Origin of the sequence: Oceaniferula marina (assembly GCF_013391475.1) — a bacterium.
Classification (GTDB): domain Bacteria; phylum Verrucomicrobiota; class Verrucomicrobiia; order Verrucomicrobiales; family Akkermansiaceae; genus Oceaniferula; species Oceaniferula marina.
Window position 1 is genome coordinate 39,427 of the sequence record NZ_JACBAZ010000009.1, and the last position, 22,040, is coordinate 61,466.

General features: G+C 52.7%; 18 protein-coding genes and 1 tRNA gene. 4 read left to right on the forward strand and 15 right to left on the reverse strand.

The genetic code is table 11. From position 1 onward, the window contains the following. Positions 1-39 precede the first annotated feature (39 nt). The 3 genes from asnB to trpC all read right to left on the reverse strand — a co-directional run bounded on the left by asnB (position 40) and on the right by trpC (position 4,393). Positions 40-1,908, reverse strand: coding sequence for an asparagine synthase (glutamine-hydrolyzing) (gene asnB / locus HW115_RS16765; protein ID WP_178934113.1), 1,869 nt, complete (start codon positions 1,906-1,908; stop codon positions 40-42). Between the two features lie 6 nt (positions 1,909-1,914). After that, entirely contained in the window at positions 1,915-3,399 is a 1,485-nt protein-coding gene (locus HW115_RS16770) for a hypothetical protein (protein ID WP_178934114.1), read from the reverse strand. Between the two features lie 211 nt (positions 3,400-3,610). Then, positions 3,611-4,393: an indole-3-glycerol phosphate synthase TrpC gene (gene trpC, locus HW115_RS16775; protein WP_178934115.1), complete on the reverse strand. Its 783-nt coding sequence runs from the start codon at positions 4,391-4,393 to the stop codon at positions 3,611-3,613. 235 nt (positions 4,394-4,628) lie between these two features. On the opposite strand from trpC, the gene HW115_RS16780 reads away from it, so the two are divergent. Then, positions 4,629-4,703: transfer RNA gene (locus tag HW115_RS16780), tRNA-Gly, on the forward strand. Positions 4,704-5,285: 582 nt separating this feature from the next. On the opposite strand, the gene HW115_RS16785 is transcribed toward HW115_RS16780, so the two are convergent. The 6 genes from HW115_RS16785 to HW115_RS16810 form a co-directional block, all read right to left on the reverse strand. Next, positions 5,286-6,536 (reverse strand): type II toxin-antitoxin system HipA family toxin, encoded by a 1,251-nt coding sequence (locus HW115_RS16785; RefSeq protein WP_178934116.1) that lies wholly within the window; start codon positions 6,534-6,536, stop codon positions 5,286-5,288. Positions 6,537-6,538: 2 nt separating this feature from the next. Beyond that, on the reverse strand, positions 6,539-6,751 hold the full coding sequence (locus tag HW115_RS16790) for a helix-turn-helix transcriptional regulator (protein WP_178934117.1): 213 nt from the start codon (positions 6,749-6,751) through the stop codon (positions 6,539-6,541). Between the two features lie 378 nt (positions 6,752-7,129). Continuing rightward, positions 7,130-7,900 carry an SGNH/GDSL hydrolase family protein gene (locus HW115_RS16795; protein WP_178934118.1) on the reverse strand — a complete coding sequence of 257 codons (771 nt, stop codon included), beginning with the start codon at positions 7,898-7,900 and terminating at the stop codon, positions 7,130-7,132. Continuing rightward, positions 7,869-8,897 (reverse strand): YihY/virulence factor BrkB family protein, encoded by a 1,029-nt coding sequence (locus tag HW115_RS16800; RefSeq protein ID WP_178934119.1) that lies wholly within the window; start codon positions 8,895-8,897, stop codon positions 7,869-7,871. Before HW115_RS16800 ends, HW115_RS16795 begins: the two co-directional genes overlap by 32 nt. 291 nt (positions 8,898-9,188) lie before the next feature. Beyond that, positions 9,189-9,785, reverse strand: coding sequence for a DUF1287 domain-containing protein (locus HW115_RS16805; RefSeq protein WP_227021608.1), 597 nt, complete (start codon positions 9,783-9,785; stop codon positions 9,189-9,191). A gap of 83 nt (positions 9,786-9,868) precedes the next feature. Further along, positions 9,869-11,302 carry an aminotransferase-like domain-containing protein gene (locus HW115_RS16810; RefSeq protein WP_227021609.1) on the reverse strand — a complete coding sequence of 478 codons (1,434 nt, stop codon included), beginning with the start codon at positions 11,300-11,302 and terminating at the stop codon, positions 9,869-9,871. Between the two features lie 155 nt (positions 11,303-11,457). Between HW115_RS16810 and HW115_RS16815 the strand changes: the two genes are divergently transcribed. Further along, entirely contained in the window at positions 11,458-11,652 is a 195-nt protein-coding gene (locus HW115_RS16815) for a hypothetical protein (protein WP_178934121.1), read from the forward strand. Here the strand turns inward: HW115_RS16815 and HW115_RS16820 are convergent. Further along, positions 11,636-12,397, reverse strand: coding sequence for a carbohydrate-binding family 9-like protein (locus HW115_RS16820; protein ID WP_178934122.1), 762 nt, complete (start codon positions 12,395-12,397; stop codon positions 11,636-11,638). The genes HW115_RS16815 and HW115_RS16820 overlap by 17 nt on opposite strands. Next, on the reverse strand, positions 12,394-13,428 hold the full coding sequence (locus HW115_RS16825; protein ID WP_178934123.1) for an aldo/keto reductase: 1,035 nt from the start codon (positions 13,426-13,428) through the stop codon (positions 12,394-12,396). Before HW115_RS16825 ends, HW115_RS16820 begins: the two co-directional genes overlap by 4 nt. Before the next feature lie 65 nt (positions 13,429-13,493). Here HW115_RS16825 and HW115_RS16830 point away from each other — a divergent pair, with 65 nt between their 5' ends. Further along, positions 13,494-14,273, forward strand: coding sequence for a TerC family protein (locus HW115_RS16830; RefSeq protein WP_178934124.1), 780 nt, complete (start codon positions 13,494-13,496; stop codon positions 14,271-14,273). Between the two features lie 164 nt (positions 14,274-14,437). On the opposite strand, the gene HW115_RS16835 is transcribed toward HW115_RS16830, so the two are convergent. The 4 genes from HW115_RS16835 to HW115_RS16850 all read right to left on the reverse strand — a co-directional run bounded on the left by HW115_RS16835 (position 14,438) and on the right by HW115_RS16850 (position 18,863). Beyond that, positions 14,438-15,634, reverse strand: a complete 1,197-nt coding sequence (locus HW115_RS16835) for a pyridoxal phosphate-dependent aminotransferase (RefSeq protein ID WP_227021610.1) — start codon at positions 15,632-15,634, stop codon at positions 14,438-14,440. A 34-nt stretch (positions 15,635-15,668) separates the two neighbouring features. Continuing rightward, entirely contained in the window at positions 15,669-16,802 is a 1,134-nt protein-coding gene (locus tag HW115_RS16840) for an NAD(P)-dependent oxidoreductase (protein ID WP_178934125.1), read from the reverse strand. A gap of 157 nt (positions 16,803-16,959) precedes the next feature. Then, positions 16,960-17,862, reverse strand: coding sequence for a kinase (locus HW115_RS16845; RefSeq protein WP_178934126.1), 903 nt, complete (start codon positions 17,860-17,862; stop codon positions 16,960-16,962). Between the two features lie 116 nt (positions 17,863-17,978). After that, the gene (locus HW115_RS16850) at positions 17,979-18,863 is read right to left on the reverse strand and encodes a universal stress protein (protein WP_178934127.1); all 885 of its coding nucleotides are present in this window, start codon (positions 18,861-18,863) and stop codon (positions 17,979-17,981) included. Positions 18,864-19,126: 263 nt separating this feature from the next. Between HW115_RS16850 and HW115_RS16855 the strand changes: the two genes are divergently transcribed. Beyond that, positions 19,127-21,853, forward strand: coding sequence for a cation-transporting P-type ATPase (locus HW115_RS16855; protein WP_178934128.1), 2,727 nt, complete (start codon positions 19,127-19,129; stop codon positions 21,851-21,853). Positions 21,854-22,040: the final 187 nt, after the last annotated feature.

Genomic DNA, 22,040 nt, shown 5'->3' on the forward strand with positions numbered 1-22,040 from the left:
AGTTGCCGTAATTGTCTGATCATCTAATCAAGCTTGAAACTAGTCGACGAACTCGCGATGCCACAACTCAAGAATCACCAATGACATGATTTTTTTCAACGGAAGAAACCCACCCGCATCCGCAGATTGTTTTAAGCCCTGCACGGCTCCCCAGGAAAAGTAGCCACGCTGCTTCACTGCCTGCTCCGACAAACAATCATCCACAAAGCCACGGAACAGCTCAGAGGAAGCATACGTTTCCAAGGGAAAATAAAAGGGCTGCTTCTGCCGCCGCGACACCAATTCCGGCAGCTTGCGTGCCGCCAGCTGCCGCCAAATCCACTTATCCTGACGCCCATGTAACTTCCAATCATTCGGTAAAGAAAAAGCCAACTCTATCAGCTCATGATCAAGAAAGGGCATACGATACTCCAGGGAATGGGCCATCGAATTTTTCTCCTGACGAATGATCGCCCAGTCCTGTAGCCAATCGGAAAATTGATACCGTAGGTGATCATCCAACAAATCACACTCACCCACCTGTCGGCGAACAGCACCTGTATCAGCGCGCTCCGCAAGCAACAAGTCACTGAGCTCGTCAGATTCAAACAACGATCTCAAATTTACACCTTTTTGCTCAACGGTAAGCGCATCGAAACCACGCAGGTATCGCACAACTTTCTGCCGTCCCTCCGATCCGATGTCTGCGGGAAAGCGGGCGAGACGATTCAACACCCACGATGGAGCATAAGCCAAAACCCCAGCTGCGGTTTGACGCCCCAAGCCACCCAACCGATCAGCGGCAAGCATCGTCGAATGAAATGAATACCCGGCAAACAATTCATCCGCACCTTCACCACCAATCGCGACCTTACAACCCATCGATGCCGTATGAGACGCCAAGCGATCAAATGCCAATACCAAGGCGTCACCCACTGGCCGTTCCATCTGCCTCACGACCCGTGGAAGCTCGACCAAATCACCAGCTGAGCACAACACCCGCTCATGCGAAAACCCAAGAAACCCGGCAAAGGCCTCTGCATCGTCAGACTCATCACTGGCAGCACCAAAGCCGATCGAAACGGTCCTGACATCTCCACCTAACTCCTTAATATAAGAAGCTAACAACGATGAGTCCACTCCGGCGCTCAAATACGCAGCCACCGGCTCATCGCTCAACAAGGTGCGCTCCACCGCCCGCCTCGTCACCTGATCCAACAAATCCACGGCTTGCTCTGGTGTTCCGTCAAAACGTTCCGGCCCAGGAACACTCCACCACCTGCGCAGCCCACTAACAGAACCGTCAGATAAAACCCGCATACAATGACCTGCAGGAAGCGTAAACACATCCTTAAAAAAAGTAAGGGGTTCCGGCACGTAACGTAGCCGAAGGTAATCCTCCAACACCCCGGGGTGAGGCTCCCCCTTGACACCGGACGCGATCAGCCCCCGAATCTCGGATGCAAAGCGAAACATTCCATCCTGCTCACTGTAGTAAAGGGGCTTTTGACCACAACGATCCCGAGCAATAAACAAACAGTCCCTATCGGCATCATCAACAACCAAGGCAAACATGCCATTGAGGCGATCAAGCATCCCCTCACCCCAAACCTGCCATGCCTGGGGTAACACCTCACAATCACAGGAGGTATGAAACACACAGCCCAACAATTCCAACTCCTCGCGCAATTCACGATGGTTGTAGATTTCACCATTACAAACCACCCGAACCCTACCATCCGGACTGAACATCGGCTGATCACCATGCTGCCGATCAAGAATCGCCAAACGCCTGAAACCCAAATGCACCGCTCCATGATGATACTCACCTTCGCCGTCAGGACCGCGGTGCTGCATCGCCTGCCCCATCCGGGCAAGGAGTTCCTCGGCATCACCAGCCGCCGTTACCAAACCAAAGATGGCACACATAACAAATCAGGGAGACTCTGGCGGGTCGGCATACAACCACCTTTCTGATACCAAGGCATCAATCAGCACTCCGCGTTTCGATTCATCATCGCGCAAAAAACGCAGACTCAAAATCATCGCTTCCGGTTTTTCCTCTTCAAGCTCCGGTTCTGCGTCCAAACTCAAATCAATATCAATCGCGGCAAGCAGATCCTCCTCATCCTCTTCGGTATCCTCCTCATCCGTCTCGCTTTCACCCATCAGTTTCTGATCTTCGGTCTTGCCGGCCAGACGCATCAGAAAGGACTCCATCCGCTCTTCAAGATCTGACCCCCGTTCGATATAACCAAACAAATAATCATCCGAACCCAAAGACGTCAGTTTATAACATTGATAACGGGTGCGGTCACGAAAAGCGTGAGTGTAAAAATCATCCTTCTGCACCCGGACCCGCATATGCATCGGAGTCAGCGGCCGCTTTTTTACATATTCCTTCCACGCCATCGGCTGGTAAATCACCTCACTTTCCCAATCGACCAAAAACCGGGCAGGGGCCACTTGCTCTAGAAACAAATGCCTCGGTTTCCCCTTCTCAACCACTGCCTGAACATACACAAACGGCCGCTTCCCAAAGCTCACCGAACGAATCCGCTCAAAGCGGTCAAAGCGTGTCCTCCACCGCTTATGGGTCCGATAATAATCGCGCATCAGTGGCCCAACCCGATCCGGATGCCTGACCCAGGGTAGCATCGCATCCACACTGCCAGCTGCCAAATACGAGGTCACACACTCCTGCATGGCTTCAAGCGTCTCACGGGCCTCCAGATCGTCTTGTTCCTTGGCGAGGGCAATGGCATGTTTGGCGGCATTGCTTTGCTCTGGCGACGTCTCCGCCTGGAACACACCATACACAGCCCATATCCCGACCGCACAGATAGCGATTCCCAACAACACAAACCATCCCATCGGAACCACAAACCGTTGCTCCTCCCAGCGATCTTCCACATCATCACTGAGCATCTCCTCTTTGTCCAAAATTTGAGAGAGATTTGGCTTCGGGGCGCTCAGCTTGAGATTTTTCAATCGCTCTGAGCGCTGTTGCTGCTCACGAGTGCCCTCAGCCCGCAGGCTCTTGTTTCCCTTTTTCTTTTTTGAGGGAACCTGTCGGGTCACCAGCTTTTCAGGATCTGTCCCTGATTTCTCATCAGCGCCCTTTGAAGAAAAGGCACCCATCATCCATGCCAGATGACCAACCTTCTTAGCCGGGCTAGGCTCAACAACCTCCGATTCGCCCTCATCCTCTTCTTCGTCTGCCCGGATCTGGGCCAGAATTTCCTCTTTCTCCTCTTCTTTGAGGTTTTTGTAAAACTTTCCCTTTTTTAAATAGCGCGACACCTGATCCTCATCACTCAACTCCTCGCTCTGAGGTTCATCATAATCCTCCGGCAAATCCTGAACCGGCCTTTCATAGTCCAGTGACGTTTTTTTGGGGAGTTTGATGATTTTTCTCATAGTCCTTTACAATGGGACATCACTTCAGATGAAAAACACAAGATGTTCACCTTATGTCTCACCCCAAATCGTCCTGTCCTATTAATGCAGAGATGTTTCTGCGGATTCAAGTTCAAATCCAAAAAGCCCGTAAAGAGCAAGCGCAGCGAGAAAAGAGGTTTCGTCAGAAAAAAGGCCTTGGGTTTTCACCACGCCTCATCTCCAGCCATGATCAAACCCTCAAGTCCAGCCACTGCTGCATGGTTTCAGCCGGATTATTGGCCCGCATCAGGGTTTCACCGACCAGAATGGCATTCGCTCCGGCTTCGAGCACCCGAACACAATCCCGGGCATCCTTGATCCCGGATTCACTCACCAGGAGAACATCCTCCCCAGCCTCATCCGCCAGACGCTCCGTGGTTGCCAGATCGGTTTTGAATGTCTTCAGGTTGCGATTGTTAATCCCAATCAAATCCGCCCCCAAATCGAGCGCCCGCTCCATCTCCGCCAAGTCGTGCACCTCAACCAGAACATCCAACTGAAAATCGCGGGCCGCCTGATACAAGCGATGCAAAGCCTCATCATCCAGAGCTGCAACAATCAACAGGATCGCATCCGCCCCGGCAATGATCGCTTCATAAATCTGCACCTCGTGCCGGATGAAATCCTTCCGTAACAATGGAATATTGGAAATCGGAGAAATCTTGGTCAGATCCGACAACGAACCTTTGAAATAGTTTTGGTCCGTCAAGACGGACATACAGCTGGCCCCGCCGTCAAGATACATCCGAGCCTGTTTCAGAGGATCAAAATGGGGGTCAATCACTCCGGCCGACGGCGATGCATGTTTGACTTCGGCAATAATCCCCAAACGATCCGGACCGCGGTCCAGCGCAGCCCGAAAGCCTCCGAAGTCGTTTCGTTCAAGCGCTGCGGCTCGGTATTTCTCCAGTTGAGGCAAAACCGCCTCCACCTCACGAAGCTTCTGCTCCATAATCTCGCTGAGAATGTCCATGCGCAGCTTTGTAATGCGGGTCCTCGAAGATTCAAGTTTCAATTGCGTCAGACACGCAACCACCGAATATTGAGCCAGCCACAGGCCTGCACCTCGGCAAAGACCGACATAATCTGGAAAAGCTCAACTTTTTTCCAAAAAAACCTTGCCTGCAACCGATCTCCGTGTAAATAAGCCCCCGCGCAAGCGAGGCACCAACCTCAATCGAGGGCCAAGCGAACGCAATACACCAATCGCGGGTGTAGCTCAGTGGTAGAGCGCGACCTTGCCAAGGTCGATGTCGACGGTTCGAATCCGTTCACCCGCTCCAGCTTTCATAAAGCCCGGATAACTTCATAATGTTGTCCGGGCTTTTTTGCGTCCAGACACAGAGGATGAGAACACCGTTCGAGTGCACGACGCAGTGCCGTGCGCCACGGCATCCTGGCGCCCCAAGATTCCATCGGAATCTTGCACCTTCGCACAGCCTGAGCGAAGCGAAGGCAATCCGTTCACCCGCTCCATTGATTTTCAAGGGCTTAGGAGAAATCCTAAGCCCTTCTTCGTGTCTAGGTGTCGCAATTCCAGGGTCTACACCAAAGTTTGGGGACAAGGCATTTTTTTCAATCGTTAAGGAGTTGGGTTAAGCGCAGCTGTCATGGAGCAACACGGGTGGCGAAGCCACTGGCGCGGGCCAGCCCTTGACAGCAAGCGCACGGCGATAGGGTCATCGTAAATAAGGGTCGGGTGCTTCTGCGAACCGAGGGTTCCAAAAAGGGTCAAAAAAGACCTCAACTGGGGACGACCATGAACGTGACACTCATGAGCGTAAATACCGCTCCAGGGGGAAATGATGGCGCTGCATCGAGGATAGCTGACCCTCAGATGCTCCCCGTTTGACGCTCCCGCGACTTCAGGAAAGTGATGAAACAAGACGCCTGGCCTTAGCTACCGTAGCCTTGGAGATCTCCTGTTGTATCGGGTCATCGACCACTTGAGCGGCGAGTAGCTTGCTCAGTTTCTCGGCAAAACGGAGCGTGCGTTTTTGAGCTGCATTTTCGGAAACTTTGGCCGCTTGCCACAAAGTTTGCCAGTGTCGTAGCCTAAGCTGATGCGATGCATATCTGCTGCCGATTTTCATCGCCATATTGGGTGATAATTCAGGGTAATGGCTGGTCGATACCAGATCATACAAAGGGGCCAAACGGGCGGTATGCCGCCCGGATTTTGACTCATAAAGAAAAGAGAAATTCTTACCGTGGGCATCGTTATTACCGATCAGGAAATTAAAGGTCACGGCATCGAGCAGATTCAAAATATCCGGTGCGGGAGTGCTGGAAACCTCCCTGACCAAATCGAAACATTGTGCCAGTGACGGGCCTCCCTCATTTTGATATTTCATGTGAGGAGGCAGTCCAAGGGCCTGACAGCAATCCTCCTGATGTAATCGGATCAGTTGGCCTCCTTGATCTGTGTGGCGGTCGTATCGCTCCGCCAATAAATATTCAATATCCTCACACTGACCGATAGAAACCTTGGCAGTGGGCAGGCCCGCCATGGCGGCAAGCTCCATGCAAAATGCCTCATTTTGCACCAAGCCTTCGAATCTCGCCCCCCCTAGACTGGCTGGCTTCAAAATATGGGTGCTGGGAGCATTATGAAGAGGAAGGGAAATTTTCCCATTCTCGACATAGACGGCGAGTTTGTTTTGCGCTCCGGCAAGGGAAAGCCTGATATCCTTGCTTCCCGCCATCAGGGGCCGATGAGGTAACTCTCGGAGGATTTCGGCAAGCTCCGCTTCACCAAGGAGACGGTATTCGGGCTTGCTCACTGGCAAGGTCAATCCGGCAGGAATAAAAGTCACGGCTCCAGCGCACTCTCCACCGATTTGCTCCAGTAGAGCAAAATCGTTGCGGGCACTGATGCCTAAAATGGAAGCGATAATCTCACGATTTTGCTCTTCAGGTAACACTCCGGCAAAAAAGCCCTGACATTCCTTTCCCTGATAACGCTCTGCCCGAAGTGGCAGGGAGTGGGAAAGCGGCACGCTGTTCGGTTGGTTCAGCCATGACGGGTCATAGGCAAAGGAAATCCTCCCATGCTTGTCCTGTTCTAGCTGACCCGCAAGCGAGTCATGAAGGTAAACATCAAGTTGTTTGCTCATGGTTAGTGGCTTTCCGTGGGAAGTGTAAGATCAATGTGAATGCCCAGTGCGCTCAAAACCGATAGGGTTTTTCCAAGGTGACAACTAGGCTTGCCATTCTCTAGATCAGAAATAAATCGTGTTGCCGTGCCCGATGCCAGGGCGAGGTCAGACTGAGTAAGTTTAAGAGCTTTCCGGGTTTTCCGAATCACTTGGCCGATATCTTCAGGTTTCATGGTTATCTCGTTTTTTATTACCGCTCGGGAATACTATCGCTTAAACACGATTAATTCAACACTTTATTACCGTTCGGGAATAAAGTGACCCTCTGAGGTCATATCACAAAAATTATTACCGCTCGGTAATAAATATTCTGTTAACCCGATTTTAACCCTGCCACGATAGAATGATCCATGAGGTGAACATGGCAAAGACATACGAGCACCGGAGAATTTCACTAGCTGGCTACGTGCCACCTGCACTGCTATGGACACACACATGAGCGGGCAGATGGCACTCGGGCGAAGCGAAGGCAATCCGTTCACCCGCTCCAGCTTTTATAAAGCCCGGATAACTTCATAATGTTGTCCGGGCTTTTTGGGTCTACATCAAACCTACTTATCACCTGCAGCGCTCAATCGAACCGAAGCTGCCGCCTGCTTCAACGCCTTCGCCTTGGGAACCTTGGATTGCGTCTGTTTGACTTCTTGGTCATAAAAAGCACTATAAAACACACAGGCGCCTAGAAAGTTGCCAGCGGCGGCCGGATGGCTCCCATCCTTGGCATACAAACCAACGTCATCCCCCGCCTTCCGCACCCGGGACCAGACCTCCCCGACCGGAACCACCCACACGCCTCCACCGGCTTTGGCAGCCTGCCGATAGCCATGCTGCAATCGTTGCTGCATCGCCTGATAGCTATCACTGGGAAACATCTTGGCATTGGCCTTATCACCATCCTTCCGCCCCCATGTCAAAAACAGGACCGGAATCGCATCCGCATCACGGATCGCTTTCACCAGAGACTTTACAGCCGGGTCCATCAGCTTTTTCCTCTGCTGTTCTTCGAAAGAAGGGATTTGGCTCTGCTCCTGTAGCACCACCACATCCCAGTTCCCCTTGCCAATCCGGCCCAAGGTCTCTTCTGATTTGGCATGTCTTTTCATCGTCCAGCCACCTTTGGTCACTTGACTCACCTCCACATTCCGACCCTCAGCTTCGGCAATTTTTGCAAACTGCTTGGGAATTTTAAAACTGTAACTGTTTCCGACAAACAAAACCCGGAATGGCTTTGCTTTTTTAACCCGATCCACCAGAGCCTGGTGTAAAACCCGCCCCTCGGCATCGGGAGTGTTAACCGCCTGCCCCTTCGCTGTCAGCGTCACGGTCACCAACGCCAGCATGCCTATGCATAGTCTCGCCCTCATCATCATCCATGGCTTGTTTTTCTGATTCAACATATGATTTTTCATTACGTGTATTCTGGTCCGCTTCTGGCAACAAACCCTCAGGATCGTCTTCTTCATCCGGTGACTCCTTCGCCCTGCGCTTCATCGCCAACTCCGCAGCCAGTTCCGCACCATACAAAAACACCTGCATCGCAAAATAAATCCAGAATAACACCAACACCAGAGTCACGGCACTACCGTAAAAACTCCCGAAATCCGAATGCTTCAAAAACTTGGCCAGACCGATTTTTAATCCGACCAGCATCATCGCACTCACCGCCCCTCCGATCACCGCCTCCCTGAACTTCGGTGGACGCGCTGGCAACCAGCGCATGGCCACCGCCGAGAGCAGGGTCATCGCACAAAATGAAAACAAGGGAGAAATATACGTCGCCAACTTGATCATCCAGGAGGCATCAAACACCTCGTCCACAAGCACCCCCATCAGGGTCTCAAAGATCACCGCACTGGCGATAAACACACCGAGAGCGCACAGCATCAGCGCCGAGGCCAGACGACCAATCAATCCCGCCAGCGCCGCCTTTCTTCCCTTTTTTCTGGGAGAGCCAAACACCTTACCCAACGATTTCCGCAACTCGGCAATCACCTTGGTGGCTGAAAAAAATAAAAAGAACATCCCGATCACCGGAGAAAAACCCGACCCCGCCCACTGCACATCCGACCGTAAAATCTGGGCAAAGTAATTGGCCACCGTCGAGCCCGCCACGTGATGGGCCTCCGATAACAAAATCTGGGTTGCCACCTTTTCATCGACAAAAAATGAGGCAATAAAAATCCCAACCAGAAGAATGGGAACCAGCGAAATCAAGGAATAAAAAGCCAGAGCTGCAGCTTCATCCGCGTGTTTATGTCGCCACCACATCTTGGCCGCCTGCAACAGGTGCCCACACCAAAGACCAATTTTCGACCACACGTTCATCCTAACTGTCGTTTCACCCTACAACCAAAAAACCACGATGGCGAGATCATTCCGAAAAGCGCAGCCTTCAAGCACAAACGCAGCCTTCAAGCACAAAAACACCACAACCTGCGGTACTGACAGGATTCACATGATTGAAGAGGATTGACAGGATTTTTTTAGAAGGTAGCGATAGATTTTGAGCAAACCACGATCATTTAAAATGAAAATCCTGACAATCCTGTCAGCGCCGCAGGCATCATCGAGAGAATCCACCTCATCCACCTAATGTAGGAGCCTGACAGCCTACTCGGCAGGCGCAGCAGGCAATCGGAAATGCCCGGTGATCGGGAACTCAAACAACAAGGACTCTTCTTTCACCCCGGCTCCAATATTATGAATGATCAGTGGCGTGCCATCCTCCGCTCTTCGGTCGCTCACAACCATCATATGGGGCAACTTACCAGCAACCGTGCAGGTAACCAAATCCCCCGGCAAATAATCCTCCTTGTTTTTAGAAACCTTCACTGACCAACCACAACGATCAAAATAGGTTTTTAAGTTCGGCACCCGTCGGTGGTCAATGCTCCGATCCGTCCTCTTCAGCCCCCAATGGTTCGGGTACTTGGAGAAATGCGCCCGCATATCCAGATGCACCAACTTCTGCAGATCCATCTTTCTGGCACGCCGCATTGCCCGAATCACCACATCCGTACACACCCCCGTAGCCAATGGCACATCTCCATTGGGATAAGATAAACTCACATAGGCACCGTTGTATCCCGTTGTCTTCCCCACCTGCCAGCGCGCCGCTTCCACAAGATCCACGCCACCGGAAACAGGCGCCCGTTTTTCCTCCGCATCATTCTCCCCCATGACAACAGGCCATAACAAACCCATCATCAGCCCCAACACCAAACATTGATACCCTTTTTTCTTCATCCTCCTCCACCCTACCCGAAACCCCCACTTCGAAACAAGCCGGATTATAGCAATCGTGACGCCAAGCGTCCTAACACACGAAGAGCCTCCTCCAAACGCTCATCCAATGGGTGACCACAATTGATTCTCACCGCATGCCCGTAGCGACTCGTCGCAGAGCAGAGAGAGCCAGGGACAATAGAAATGTTCTTTTGCAGCGCCTCCACCGCTAACTTGTCCGTATCCACACTCGTTGGAAGCTCGGCCCACAACAAATATCCACCACTGGGAGCAGTTATTCTGGTTCCATCAGGGAACTGCTCAAACACAGCCTGACGGATCTGTTGAAGCTGATTCTGATAGAGTGTACGAACCCGCCTCAAATGCCGGTCATAGCCACCCATCTTCAGAAACTCCGCTGCTATCATCTCCGACAAGGTGCAGGTCGCCTGCACCTTGCCGGTTTTCAAGGCCTTGACCTGATCATAATATTTCCCTGGAATAATCCACCCAACCCGCAAACCTGGTGACAAGGACTTGGAAAAACTCGAGCACTGGATCACCCCTCCCTCACGATCGTATGCCTTGAGAGAAACCGGTCGTTCTTCACCAAAATGCAACTCGGCATTAATGTCATCCTCGATCAAGGCCACGCCTGCTTCAGCGCACATCTTAACCAATGCCTTTTTATTGGCATCCGGCATCACACTCCCCATCGGATTGTGGTAATTCGGTTGCACCAGACAAGCCTTCACATCGTGCGTCCGCAACGATTCCGCAACAGCTTCGATATCCACCCCGGTTTCAGCGTGCATCGGGACCTCGATCGCCTGCAGCCCCTGCTCCCTGATCATCGCTAACAAACCGAAATACGTCGGAGTCTCCACCATCACCACATCCCCGCACCGCGTAGTCGCCTTCAAGGCCAGTTCCAGAGCCTCGACCGCACCCACCGTGGTGATAATCTCGGAAGGGGCCACATCCACACCCGCGGTCAAACAACGCTTCGAAATTTGCACCCTCACATCCATACGTCCCGGTGCCACCGTATATCCATACGCAGCCGCTCCATGCTTCCTAGCCAATGCTTGCCCAATGGAACTCAAGCGCGCATTTGGACAAGCGAGATCCCCGGGCGTCGCAGCCCCAAAAGGAACGACCTCCGGCCGATGAACGGCATTCACCATCGCTTCAAAAATAGAAACACTTGAGACATCCACCGGGCGATTCTCATGCTCTTGCAATTCGGGGATTCGGTCCCAAGCGTCGAGACGGGCTTTGACATAGTATCCGGACCGCGAACGGCCTTCGATGCAGCCCCTATCTTCCAGCAAAGCGTAGGCTTCCATCACCGTCGAAATGCTGACCCGGTGGTCCTTACTCATCTGGCGAACCGATGGAATTTTCTCTCCGGCACGAAAGGTTCCCGAATCAATCAAATGCTCAAGATTGTCCGCCATTTGGCGATACATGGGTATACTGGAATCAGATGTGATCATGGCTTCAACTACAGGCTATACTCTCCTTCCTTACCCGCACAGGTACAGATCTGACAGGAGAAAACCAGTACAGATAAAAATAAACGATCTGTACTACATAACAATCTGTTTTTCTGTATCTGTTCTGATTCTTAAATCGGTGCCATATTCACCACATGAACAAAGACATCATCACGGCACCAGCATATCCACCGGGCAGCCACCAAAAAAACCGGCGTAGCCAGCACCCGATCAGGGATCTGTTTCACGCTCTGGGGCAGGCACTGCACACACCACAAGGCTGTGAAATTGCCGCATTGAGAGCCATTGGGAAAAAAGTCCCAAGTTGCCCGCTTAAGACTGGAAAATAACCTCCCCCCATAGCGCGGGCACATGCATGTTGACCTGCCACTGGGGACTCCACACCCAGTTGTCCTCCGGATGACTCTGCTCCTCGGGGTCAAGCCCCTGAGGCAAGTCGGTCCCATGTGGAGGCACCCGCACGTAGCGGCCATCCACCACTTCATGCTGCCACTGAACACGGGAAAAGTTCACCCGCCACACATCGCCCGGCTCAGGCGGGGTGCGTTTTTCGGAATGGTATTGCCGCAAGGCTTCCCAAGGAAAAGCAATTTCCAATGACCAGCCATCGTCTTCATCGCTCGGATCATTCAAGCGCCCCCTCACTCCAACCTTTCGAATCAAGCCCGGCAAATTGCAGCCCCACACGGGCTCTCCACCTTCACTGTATGGCACGGGTAAACTCAGCTCCCAGATGGTGCCCAAGGCATTCATTTCAAATTCGTAGTAGTTGCGCCCGTCACCGTCGGGGTCGATAAATACTTCGAAGTCGTTGTCGTGAAAAATCACCTCATTTTGCCGGGTAATGGTTCCCCAGACATGGGGTTCTTCCAACTCGGCTGCGACGTAAAAATACGTGTCATCCCAGGCCATTTTCACCCGGGTTTCAAATCTCGGCTTCAACCCCGGATCACCGGTGATATCTACAAAGGCATCCGTCCAGGGAATCGAAGCCCATGCTGGATCGGATAGAAACCCATCCAATTTCAACGGCCCCTGAACCCGCTGACACTGATATTGTTTCGGCGACTTCATGCTCCTAGCAAGGTTCCCATCGGATAGAGTAGCTCAGCACTGACTTCATCAATTTTTTTCAGAACCTCGTCCGACAACTCAAGATCCGCGGCTGCAAAAATCGGAGCCAATTGATCTTCATGGGAAACCCCGACAATAGTGGAGGCCACATAGTCATGCTGCTTACTCCATGCCGTAGCCAAGGTCACCACATCCATATCTGCCTCCTTGGCAATCTCAACCAAACGGGCCGTGGTTTCCAGACTCTTCGGATTCACAAACCGCTCTGCCATTCGACGTTGGCGCGGAGCCCCATTTTTCAAATATGCACTGAACCGAGCACCCTCAGGTAACTGACCATCGTTGTACTTGCCACTCACCACCCCTCCTGCCAGTGGACTGTATGGCAACAAACTCACTTGCTCACGCCGACACACCTCGGCCAATTCATCCTCGCAGCGACGATGAATCACCGAAAAATTATTCTGAATCGTATCGTAACGGGCAAAACCGGACACATCACTGGCCCACAAGGCCTTCATCAACCCGTAGCTGTCCTCGTTGCTGATCCCAATTGTCCTCACTTTTCCTTCCTGCACCAGCTCGTCCAACACCTCCAGTGTATCTTCGGGGCGCATCCCGTGATCCGGCCAATGCACCTGATAGAGATCAATATAATCCGTCTGCAAACGACGCAAACTCCCCTCCACGGCCTGTCGGATATGGACACGATCCAAAGCGGCCTTGCCACCCCTGACCGGGGGATTAAACCATCCGTGGGCAGCACCCGCCACCTTACTCGCCAGGATGATACTATTGCGGTCCCTTCCTTTCATCCACTCTCCGAGCAAGCTCTCGGTTCTTCCAGCTTCCTCCACCGTCGGAGGTACCGGATACACTTCCGCGGTATCAAAAAAATCAATCCCGGCATCGATCGACTGATCGAGAATCCGGAAGCTCATCTCCTTATCCGCCTGTTTACCAAAGGTCATGGTTCCCATACAAATCTCACTGACCACAATACCACTGGTGCCTAATCGGTTCTGCTTCATGCCTCCATCATGCGCGATCGTCAGGACTTGGCAAGTCATCTCCTTCCTGATACATGCCTACGGTCATGGACATTCTCCCCAACCTCTTCACTCTGCTGATGCTCATCCTCCTGCAAGCGGTCCTTGGTTTTGACAACTTGCTCTACATTTCTCTGGAATCCAAACGTGCACCGGAAGACAAACAACGCATGGTCCGAATCTGGGGAATTGGCCTCGCCGTGGTCCTACGGATCTGCCTGCTGTTTATCCTGATGAAAATGATGAGTTCCTTTCAGGCATCCTGGTTCAGCATCGATAGCCACGCCCTTCACGTCGACATGAATTTCACCGCCGCCATCACCCTCTTCGGCGGAGCGTTTATCGTCTATACCGCAGTCAAGGAAGTGGTTCACATGCTCACACTGGAGGAATCGCACGCCGAGAAAAAACAAAAGGCATCCGTAGCCAAAACCGTCTCTTTGATTGTCATGATGAATGTGATTTTCTCATTCGATTCCATCCTGAGTGCCATGGCGATCACCAAGGTGGCCTGGATCATGGTCACCGCGATCATCATCAGCGGTCTTCTCATGGTTCTGCTCGCCGACACCGTTTCTCGTTTCCTGCAAAAAAACAGACTCTATGAAGTCCTCGGGCTCTTTATCCTGTTCATCGTCGGCATCCTCCTGCTCTCCGAAGGCGGTCATATGGCTCACCTCAGTTTCTGGGGTCACCCGGTCGAACAAATGAGCAAAGGCACCTTCTATTTTGTTATCGCCACCCTGGTCCTCGTCGATATCGTGCAAGGTCGCTATCAAAAGAAACTCCTCAAACAACGTGAGAAAAAACACGGAGCATTGGCATAGTTATACCAATGTTGAGTTGGTGTTCATCACAAGCCTCGCAAAGGCCCAGGCAGCTGCATTCCGCTAAAACCGACCAACGCGGTGTGCCCTGCCGGGCACACCAAAAAAAAAGCCGTCCACCCGGATCCGGGCAGACGGCTTGAACATTTAATCTGTCGATCCGATTAGGATTCGAGGAAGGTCTTCATGCGACCAATCCCTTCTTCAATCTGGTCGATATCGATTCCGGAATAAGCGAAGCGAATGTAACGCTCGGTTTCCCCCTCAAGCTGACGTCCAAAGTGGAGGCGGGTGCAGAAGGACACTCCGGTCGCTTCAAGCACAGCCTTACGGAATACATCGTAATCCGTGAAGCCCTTGTTCGCCATCGCTCCTGTGACGTTCGGGAACAAATAGAAGGTGGATGCGGGTGTCACACAATGAATTCCCTCGATCTGGTTCAAAGCATTGATCGCGGCATCACGGCGGCCTTTCAGCACATCGAGAAGGCCCATGACCTCTGTCTGGTCACCGGTCAATCCGTCCAATGCTCCATACTGGTTGAAGTGGTTCGAGCATGACTCGTCATTGACGTTGAGCTTGGCAATCACCGAAATGACATTCTCAGGCCCAACCGCAGCACCGAGGCGCCAACCGGTCATCGCAAACTTCTTGGAGAAGGTGTAAAGAATCACACAGCGCTCCTGCATACCTGGCAGACTGACAAACGACTGGCTCTTTCCTGAGTAACGAATCTCGAAGTAGGCCTCGTCACAAAGCACCATCAGATCGTGCTCCCGCACGATTTCGGCAAGGCGCTTGAACTCTTCAGGGCTGGCTTCTGCACCAATCGGGTTCTGCAGATCGTTGAGAATCAGGATCTTGGTTTTCGGTGTGATTGAATTTTCAATGGCATCGATATCAATCGCAAACCCTCCTTCGTTCTCCTTGTATCCATAAGGAAGAGCCGTGCCACCATAGTATTCAATCTGGGACTCATAGATCGGGTATCCCGGGTTGGGGTAAAGCACCTCGTCCCCTGGGTTCATCACTGCCTGAATAAACTTGGTGATCACCGGCTTACCACCAGGCTGAACCGCCACGTTTTCCATCCCGTATTTCACCCCGTGTGAGTTGCTGATATTTTCCGCAAGTGCTTCACGAAGCTGTGGAATTCCGGCATTCGGACAATAACCGGTTTTCCCGTCACGCATGGCTTTCACCGCGCCTTCAACCACCGTCGAAGGTGTGGGTAAATTCATGTCACCCAAGTGAAAGGGATAGACATGATTTCCTTTCGCTGCAAAGGCAGCAGCCTCGGCTGAAACAGCAAAGGCCGTTTCCGTTCCAAGACAGTCGATTCTATTTGCAATATTCATCATAATTCTAGTGGGTTCAATGGTTGTGATTGATCAATTAGGAAATACCTACTTCCGAGGCGTTCACGATGTTTGGCATCGCCTGTGGAATATCCCCCTCGAGGAATGGCAGCACATCGGCACCATCCCAAAGCGAATACCCTTGCAGCAGGCCAGCAACGTTAGAGGCAGCCAAAGAGGCCATACCTTCACGAGTCCAAACAGTCGCGGATGCAATGTGGGGAACAATCACCACATTATCGAGATCCGCCAGTCCCGGGGCCATGGCTGGCTCTTCTTCAAAAACGTCGAGCCCAACCCGGAAGTCAGGGTTCTTCTGACAGTGTGCCACCAACGCATTCTCATCAATGATCGGACCACGGGCCGAGTTCACCAGAATGGCATCCTTCTTCATCAGGTTCAGGCGCTCTTCATTGATCAGGTGCTTGGTGTTTTCATCGAGCACCGTGTGCAAACTAACCAAGTCGGAAACCTTCAACAGTTCTTCAATGCTGTCCACACGCTGACAGGTCACAGCAGGCTCACCATGCTTCTCCAACAAGGCACCATAGTCAGCCACATAATCTTCCAGAGATTCATTCTGATAGAGATCATAATACACCAGGTTCATCTTATGCCCCTCCACCATCATGCGGGCATAGGCGGCACCAATACGACCTGCACCAATGATACCTACCGTCTTGCCGTGGAACAGCTGCCCCATGAACAACTGTGGCAACCAACCGTGGAACTGACCGCTGCGCATAAATTGATCCGACTCCACAATGCGGCGTGATGCGGCAAAGGTGAGAGCGATTGCCAGCTCGGCAGTGGTCTCGGTCAACACGCCCGGAGTGTTTCCCACGGGGAGACCCAACTCATTCGCGGCAGCGACGTCCACGTTGTTAAAACCTACCGCGTAGTTACTGTAGGCCGTGCCTCCGGCCGCTTTCAAGGCACCAAGCGTATCCGTGTCCCAGGCCTCGGTCAACTGACCGATCGCACCGTCACACTGGTCCCCAATCAACGCGATGATCTCTTCCTTGCTGAGGATCTCAGTCCCCGGCATGATTTCAATCCGGCAATCCGCGGCAGTCAGAATATCCTGCCAATGCGTTCCGGGTAATTCTTTCGTCACGACGACCCGCTTGGAGCCTTCGGGATTGACAACAATAGGAGTAATATCAGCCATGCTGCGGACGCTACTACTGACGTCCTGCAAGCCAAGAGAAAATTAGCGAGTACAGGCGAATCCAGAGATTATGCTCATCATTCCGCAGAATACGCAAAAAAACCTGTATCCCTTCTAAACAAGCTACTTAGAACTTGCCCACATTCCTTGTCAATGCCTACGAACTCAAGCCGGTTCCGGACTCGATTATATGCTCTGCCGACAACTCAAATAGCACATCAGCACGCCCCGGCATCTCATCAAACATCCACCGGGTCAAACGCTCGTAATGCATGATAAATCGCTCCAGTTGCTCCACACTCATCAGTCCACTCAGATCGGCTCCCACCTCGGAGGCCTTGGACGCCCTCAGTTTGTCCTCCTGCTCACCACGCCAATGATGCACACATTCAAAATCAGGAGCCTTGATCATCACCAGACGATCCAGCAACGCAAATAAGTCAACGTATTCCGACTGCAACCGCTCGTTCACAAATCCCCGCCATGCGCCATCCGCATCTTCCTTTTCTTCCAAAACATTGATCGCTTTCGGCAAAGCCTCCGGCGGCTCAGCCACAGCACCAATACACCAGCCTTCAAACAGAATCACATCCACAGCCTCAGAGGGAACCGTCCATTCACTCTCCGGGCGCCGATCATCAGACGCCTTGTCAAACGAAGGAACCGGAACCAGTTTTCCCGCCATAAGATCCTGGATCACCTGCATCCCCAGCGTGGTATCGTGGGTTCCCGGCACTCCGCGCGTCGCGAGTAAAGGATGAATCTGCTGCGCCAACTCGGCACGCACGGCCTTGGTCTGATAGATATCATCAATGGAAATCACGGCACAGCAACACCCACACTCTTCCTGCAATGCCGTTGCCAGCACCTTGGACATCGTTGACTTCCCCGTCCCCTGGGCCCCATTGACGCCCACCACAAGCACTCCTCCCTTCTCACGCTGCCATTGCTGAATCTTTTTTGCCAAGGGCACATAATACCCCATGGCATTTCCAACAAACGACGAGGGCAATCGCTCCTCCTGCATAATCTGGCTCAGCCAGCGTGGTACATCAGACATAGCTCTATTCTCAAGGTGAACTTGCCGACCAAGCTAGTGAGGAATCCAGGAATGTCAATCTCGGCTAGACCACATCCAGTCTGGCAAGCGATCAACCCAAACGACAAATTTCCGGATCAATACCTGACGGCCAGAACAGAGACCTTGGCGTCATGCATCATGCGCTCCGCATTGGTCCCGAGAAATAGACTGGTTAGTTTAGAATGCTGCCGGGTTCCAAGCACGGCCAAGTCCGCCCCGACATCCTCGAGATGACAGGTCATTTCGACAGACGGCACTGTGGATTCCAAAATCACCGTCGAGTACTTCACAGCTTCAAGCTGCGACGATAGCGGGATCAGAGTCCGGTTTAATGTTTCCTGCGACCTGTGACGCATCCGCTCAGGGTAGCTCATGTCGTCATCAGCAGCATCCTCAAGCACCTCTCCCCATAAATCTTGCTTCGGCGGATAAATCACATGAAGAATTTCCAGTGTCGCGCCATGGAGCACGGCAATCTCAATCGCCTTTTCTACCACACGCTCGGATGTCGGTGAACAATCCGTACAAACCACAATCTTCTTGAAATTGCCGCTCTGCCAATTTCGCACCACCAAAACATCCGAGGGAACAAAACGTAAGCAACTCGAAGCCGTCGTTCCGAGATGGCCCTTGCTCATGTCATTGGCCGCAACCACCAACACCGAAGCCCCACGGTCACTGACCACCCGAGCCAATTGGTCCGCCGGCCTACCCACACACACAATCTGCTCGACCTCAGCATCTGGAGCTTCCTTTGCGATGAACGCACTCAACTGCTCCCTGGACTGCTCAATCAAATCATCCTGCGAGAACGACTCGTCCTTATGCCCCGCCCAATGCTGCAAATGACTCGAACTTAAAACATGAACCGCCACCACCGAACCTCCCCGCAACGTGCCTGCGTGCACCGCCTTGCGAAGTGCCTTGGCTGATGATGCTGAATAATCAATACCGACAACGATGGATGGGCTTGGGTTCATGATCTGTGTGGTGATGGTTTAAAATCAGGTGATCAGCATCCACTCCATAGATGATCCTTTCACCCACTAATACATCCACTACATACGAGCAACAGTCAAGAGACATCATCCAAGGCGTAGGAAAGCGGCCCATCAAAGATGATTTTTTGAAGACACCCTCGCCAATATGGGCTAGATTGACCCAAATTTATTTTTTCAGGCTCCGATTTCAGACGCCATCATATTCCGTTCCGACCTCATGATGAAACCAAACCAGCAAGGCCATGAACACTCCGGACTCCATTCACTGGCACGCTACACCGGTCGGAGAGGTCTCTGCACTTCTGGAATCCTCATCTACAACGGGTCTAAGTGAGGAAACAGTCCTCACCCGGCTTGAACAATTTGGGCCCAACCGAATATCAGAAAGCAAAGGCAGCAGCGAATGGAAGCGCTTTTTCTTACAGTTTCACCAAGCCCTGATCTACATTCTGCTCGCTGCGACCGGCATCACCATGGCTCTCGGCGAATGGGTGGATGCTTCGGTCATTTTTGGCGTTGTGTTGATCAATGCCATCATCGGATATCTTCAGGAGGCCAAAGCTGAAAAAGCGATCAACGAGCTTGCCAACATGCTGCTCACCGAGGCCACGGTCCGTCGCGATGGTCAAAAGCGACGCATCCCCTCCACCGAGCTTGTCCCCGGTGATGTGGTGCTTCTGCAATCCGGCGACCGGGTTCCGGCCGACCTCCGCTTGATGCAGCTACGGAATCTTCAAATAGAAGAGGCGGCCCTGACCGGAGAATCCGTTCCCGTCGAAAAACAATGCTGCCACTTGGCTGCAGATACCATGCTTGCAGAGCGAAGCAACCAGGCATTCACTGGCACCCTCGTCACCTATGGTCAGGGAGAAGGGTTCGTTACCGCCACCGGAGACCAAACGGAGATGGGACGGATCGCCGAACTCATCCACAGCGCGGATCCCTTGCAAACCCCACTCACTCGGAAAATCACCCAGTTCAGCCGCCTACTACTTTACGTGATTCTCGGCCTGGCTGCAATGACCTTCATCATCGGAATTGCTCGAGGGGAATCATGGGTCGACATGTTCATGGCCGCTGTCGCTCTGGCCGTGGGAGCCATCCCCGAAGGCCTGCCCGCAGCTCTCACCATCACATTGGCCATCGGAGTCTCCCGTATGGCCAAACGACGCGCCATCATCCGCAAACTGCCAGCCGTCGAAACCCTGGGAAGCACCACCGTCATCTGCTCCGACAAAACAGGCACCCTGACCCAGAACCAAATGACCGTGCAGGAAATCCATGCAGGCGGCAGGGTCTACCATGTCACTGGCAGCGGCTACGAAACCGAAGGCTCCATCCACTACGAAGAAACCCCGGTGATGATCGGAGAAAATGTCGCCTTAGTCGAAACCCTCGGCGCAGGATTGCTCTGTAATGATTCATGTCTGGTGCATCATCCTGAGGGCCAGACAAGCGTCCAGGGAGACCCGACCGAGGCCGCATTGATCGTCGCCGCGCAAAAAGCAGGTCTCACCGATGAAGAGATGCATGGCCGGCTCCCACGGATCGAAACCATCCCCTTCGAGTCTGAATACCAATACATGGCCACCTTGCACGGTAAACAAGAGGACCCCAAAATCATCTATATCAAAGGCTCCGTGGAAGCTGTGATGGAACGCTGCACCCACGCACTCGACACCACCGGAAATCTCATTCCACTGAACCGAGCCCGTCAAACCCAATGTGCCGAAGACATGGCATCCCGCGGCCTACGCGTGCTCGCATTTGCCAGGAGAGAAATGCCGGGGTCACACCATCGCCTGGAACACGGCCACATTTCCAAAGAGCTCACCTTCCTGGGCCTGCAAGGTAAACTCGACCCCCCGCGACCCGAAGCCATCGCCGCGGTCGCCCAATGCCAGTCAGCAGGCATCAAAGTAAAGATGATCACCGGAGACCACGCGCTAACAGCCAAAGCGGTCGCACAGCAAATTGGACTCGACACTTCTACCCCTGCACTTACCGGGCGCGAACTCGAACAACTCAGCGATGAAGAACTAGCCGACGTCGCGGAACAAACCTCCGTCTTTGCCCGCGTGGCCCCCAAACAAAAATTGCGTTTAGTCAAGGCTTTGCAATCCCATCACCACATCGTAGCCATGACCGGCGACGGAGTAAACGATGCCCCCGCTTTAAAGCAAGCCGACATTGGCACCGCCATGGGGATCACCGGCACCGATGTATCCAAAGAAGCCGCCGACATGATCCTCACGGATGATAACTTTGCCTCGATCGAGGCCGCCGTGGAAGAAGGCCGCAGCGTTTTTGACAACCTGACCAAATTCATCGTCTGGACACTGCCCACCAACTTTGGCGAGGGGCTGGTCATTCTGGCAGCGATCCTCACCGGCACCACCCTACCCATCGTCCCCGTGCAAATCCTCTGGATCAACATGACCACCGCCATCCTGTTAGGTCTCATGCTCGTTTTTGAACCCAAGGAAAAAGACATGATGGATCGCCCGCCCCGCGATCCCATGATGCCGATCCTGACACGCACTTTACAGCTCAGAATCTTCCTTGTTGCCCTCATCATGCTGGCCGGATGTTTTTCTCTCTTCACATGGGAGCTCGACCGCGGTGCCAGCGTAGCAGAAGCCCGAACCGCAGCCGTCAACGTCTTTGTCATGGTTGAAATGTTCTACCTCTACAACTGCCGCAGTTTCTCCCGCTCAATTTTCGCCATCGGGTTCTTCTCCAACAAATGGATCATTATCGGCTCACTCATCATGATCGTTCTGCAACTGCTCATCACCTACTCCCCCGCCATGAACACCCTCTTCCACACCGCCCCCATCGGTCTGGATGTCTGGTGGAGAATTCTCGCCATCGCCACCATCGCCTACCTCGCTGTAGGCATCGAAAAATGGATCACCGACCGAACACACAGAAGCAAAGGGCCCATTGGGAGTTCACCATTAGAGTAAAGAAACGAACGTTCACTAACAAAACCCACTCTCCCTTTCTTCTTCACGTTGGTAGTTAATGGCTTCTTTTCCATGGGTCTTGACGGCTTTGAACCCATGATGCATTTCCTCACCCGTTTTTTATTTTTTCGCCTCTAGGCGGAGAAACAGATCACCGTTTCCTACGGGGACCTCCAAGAACGAAGCT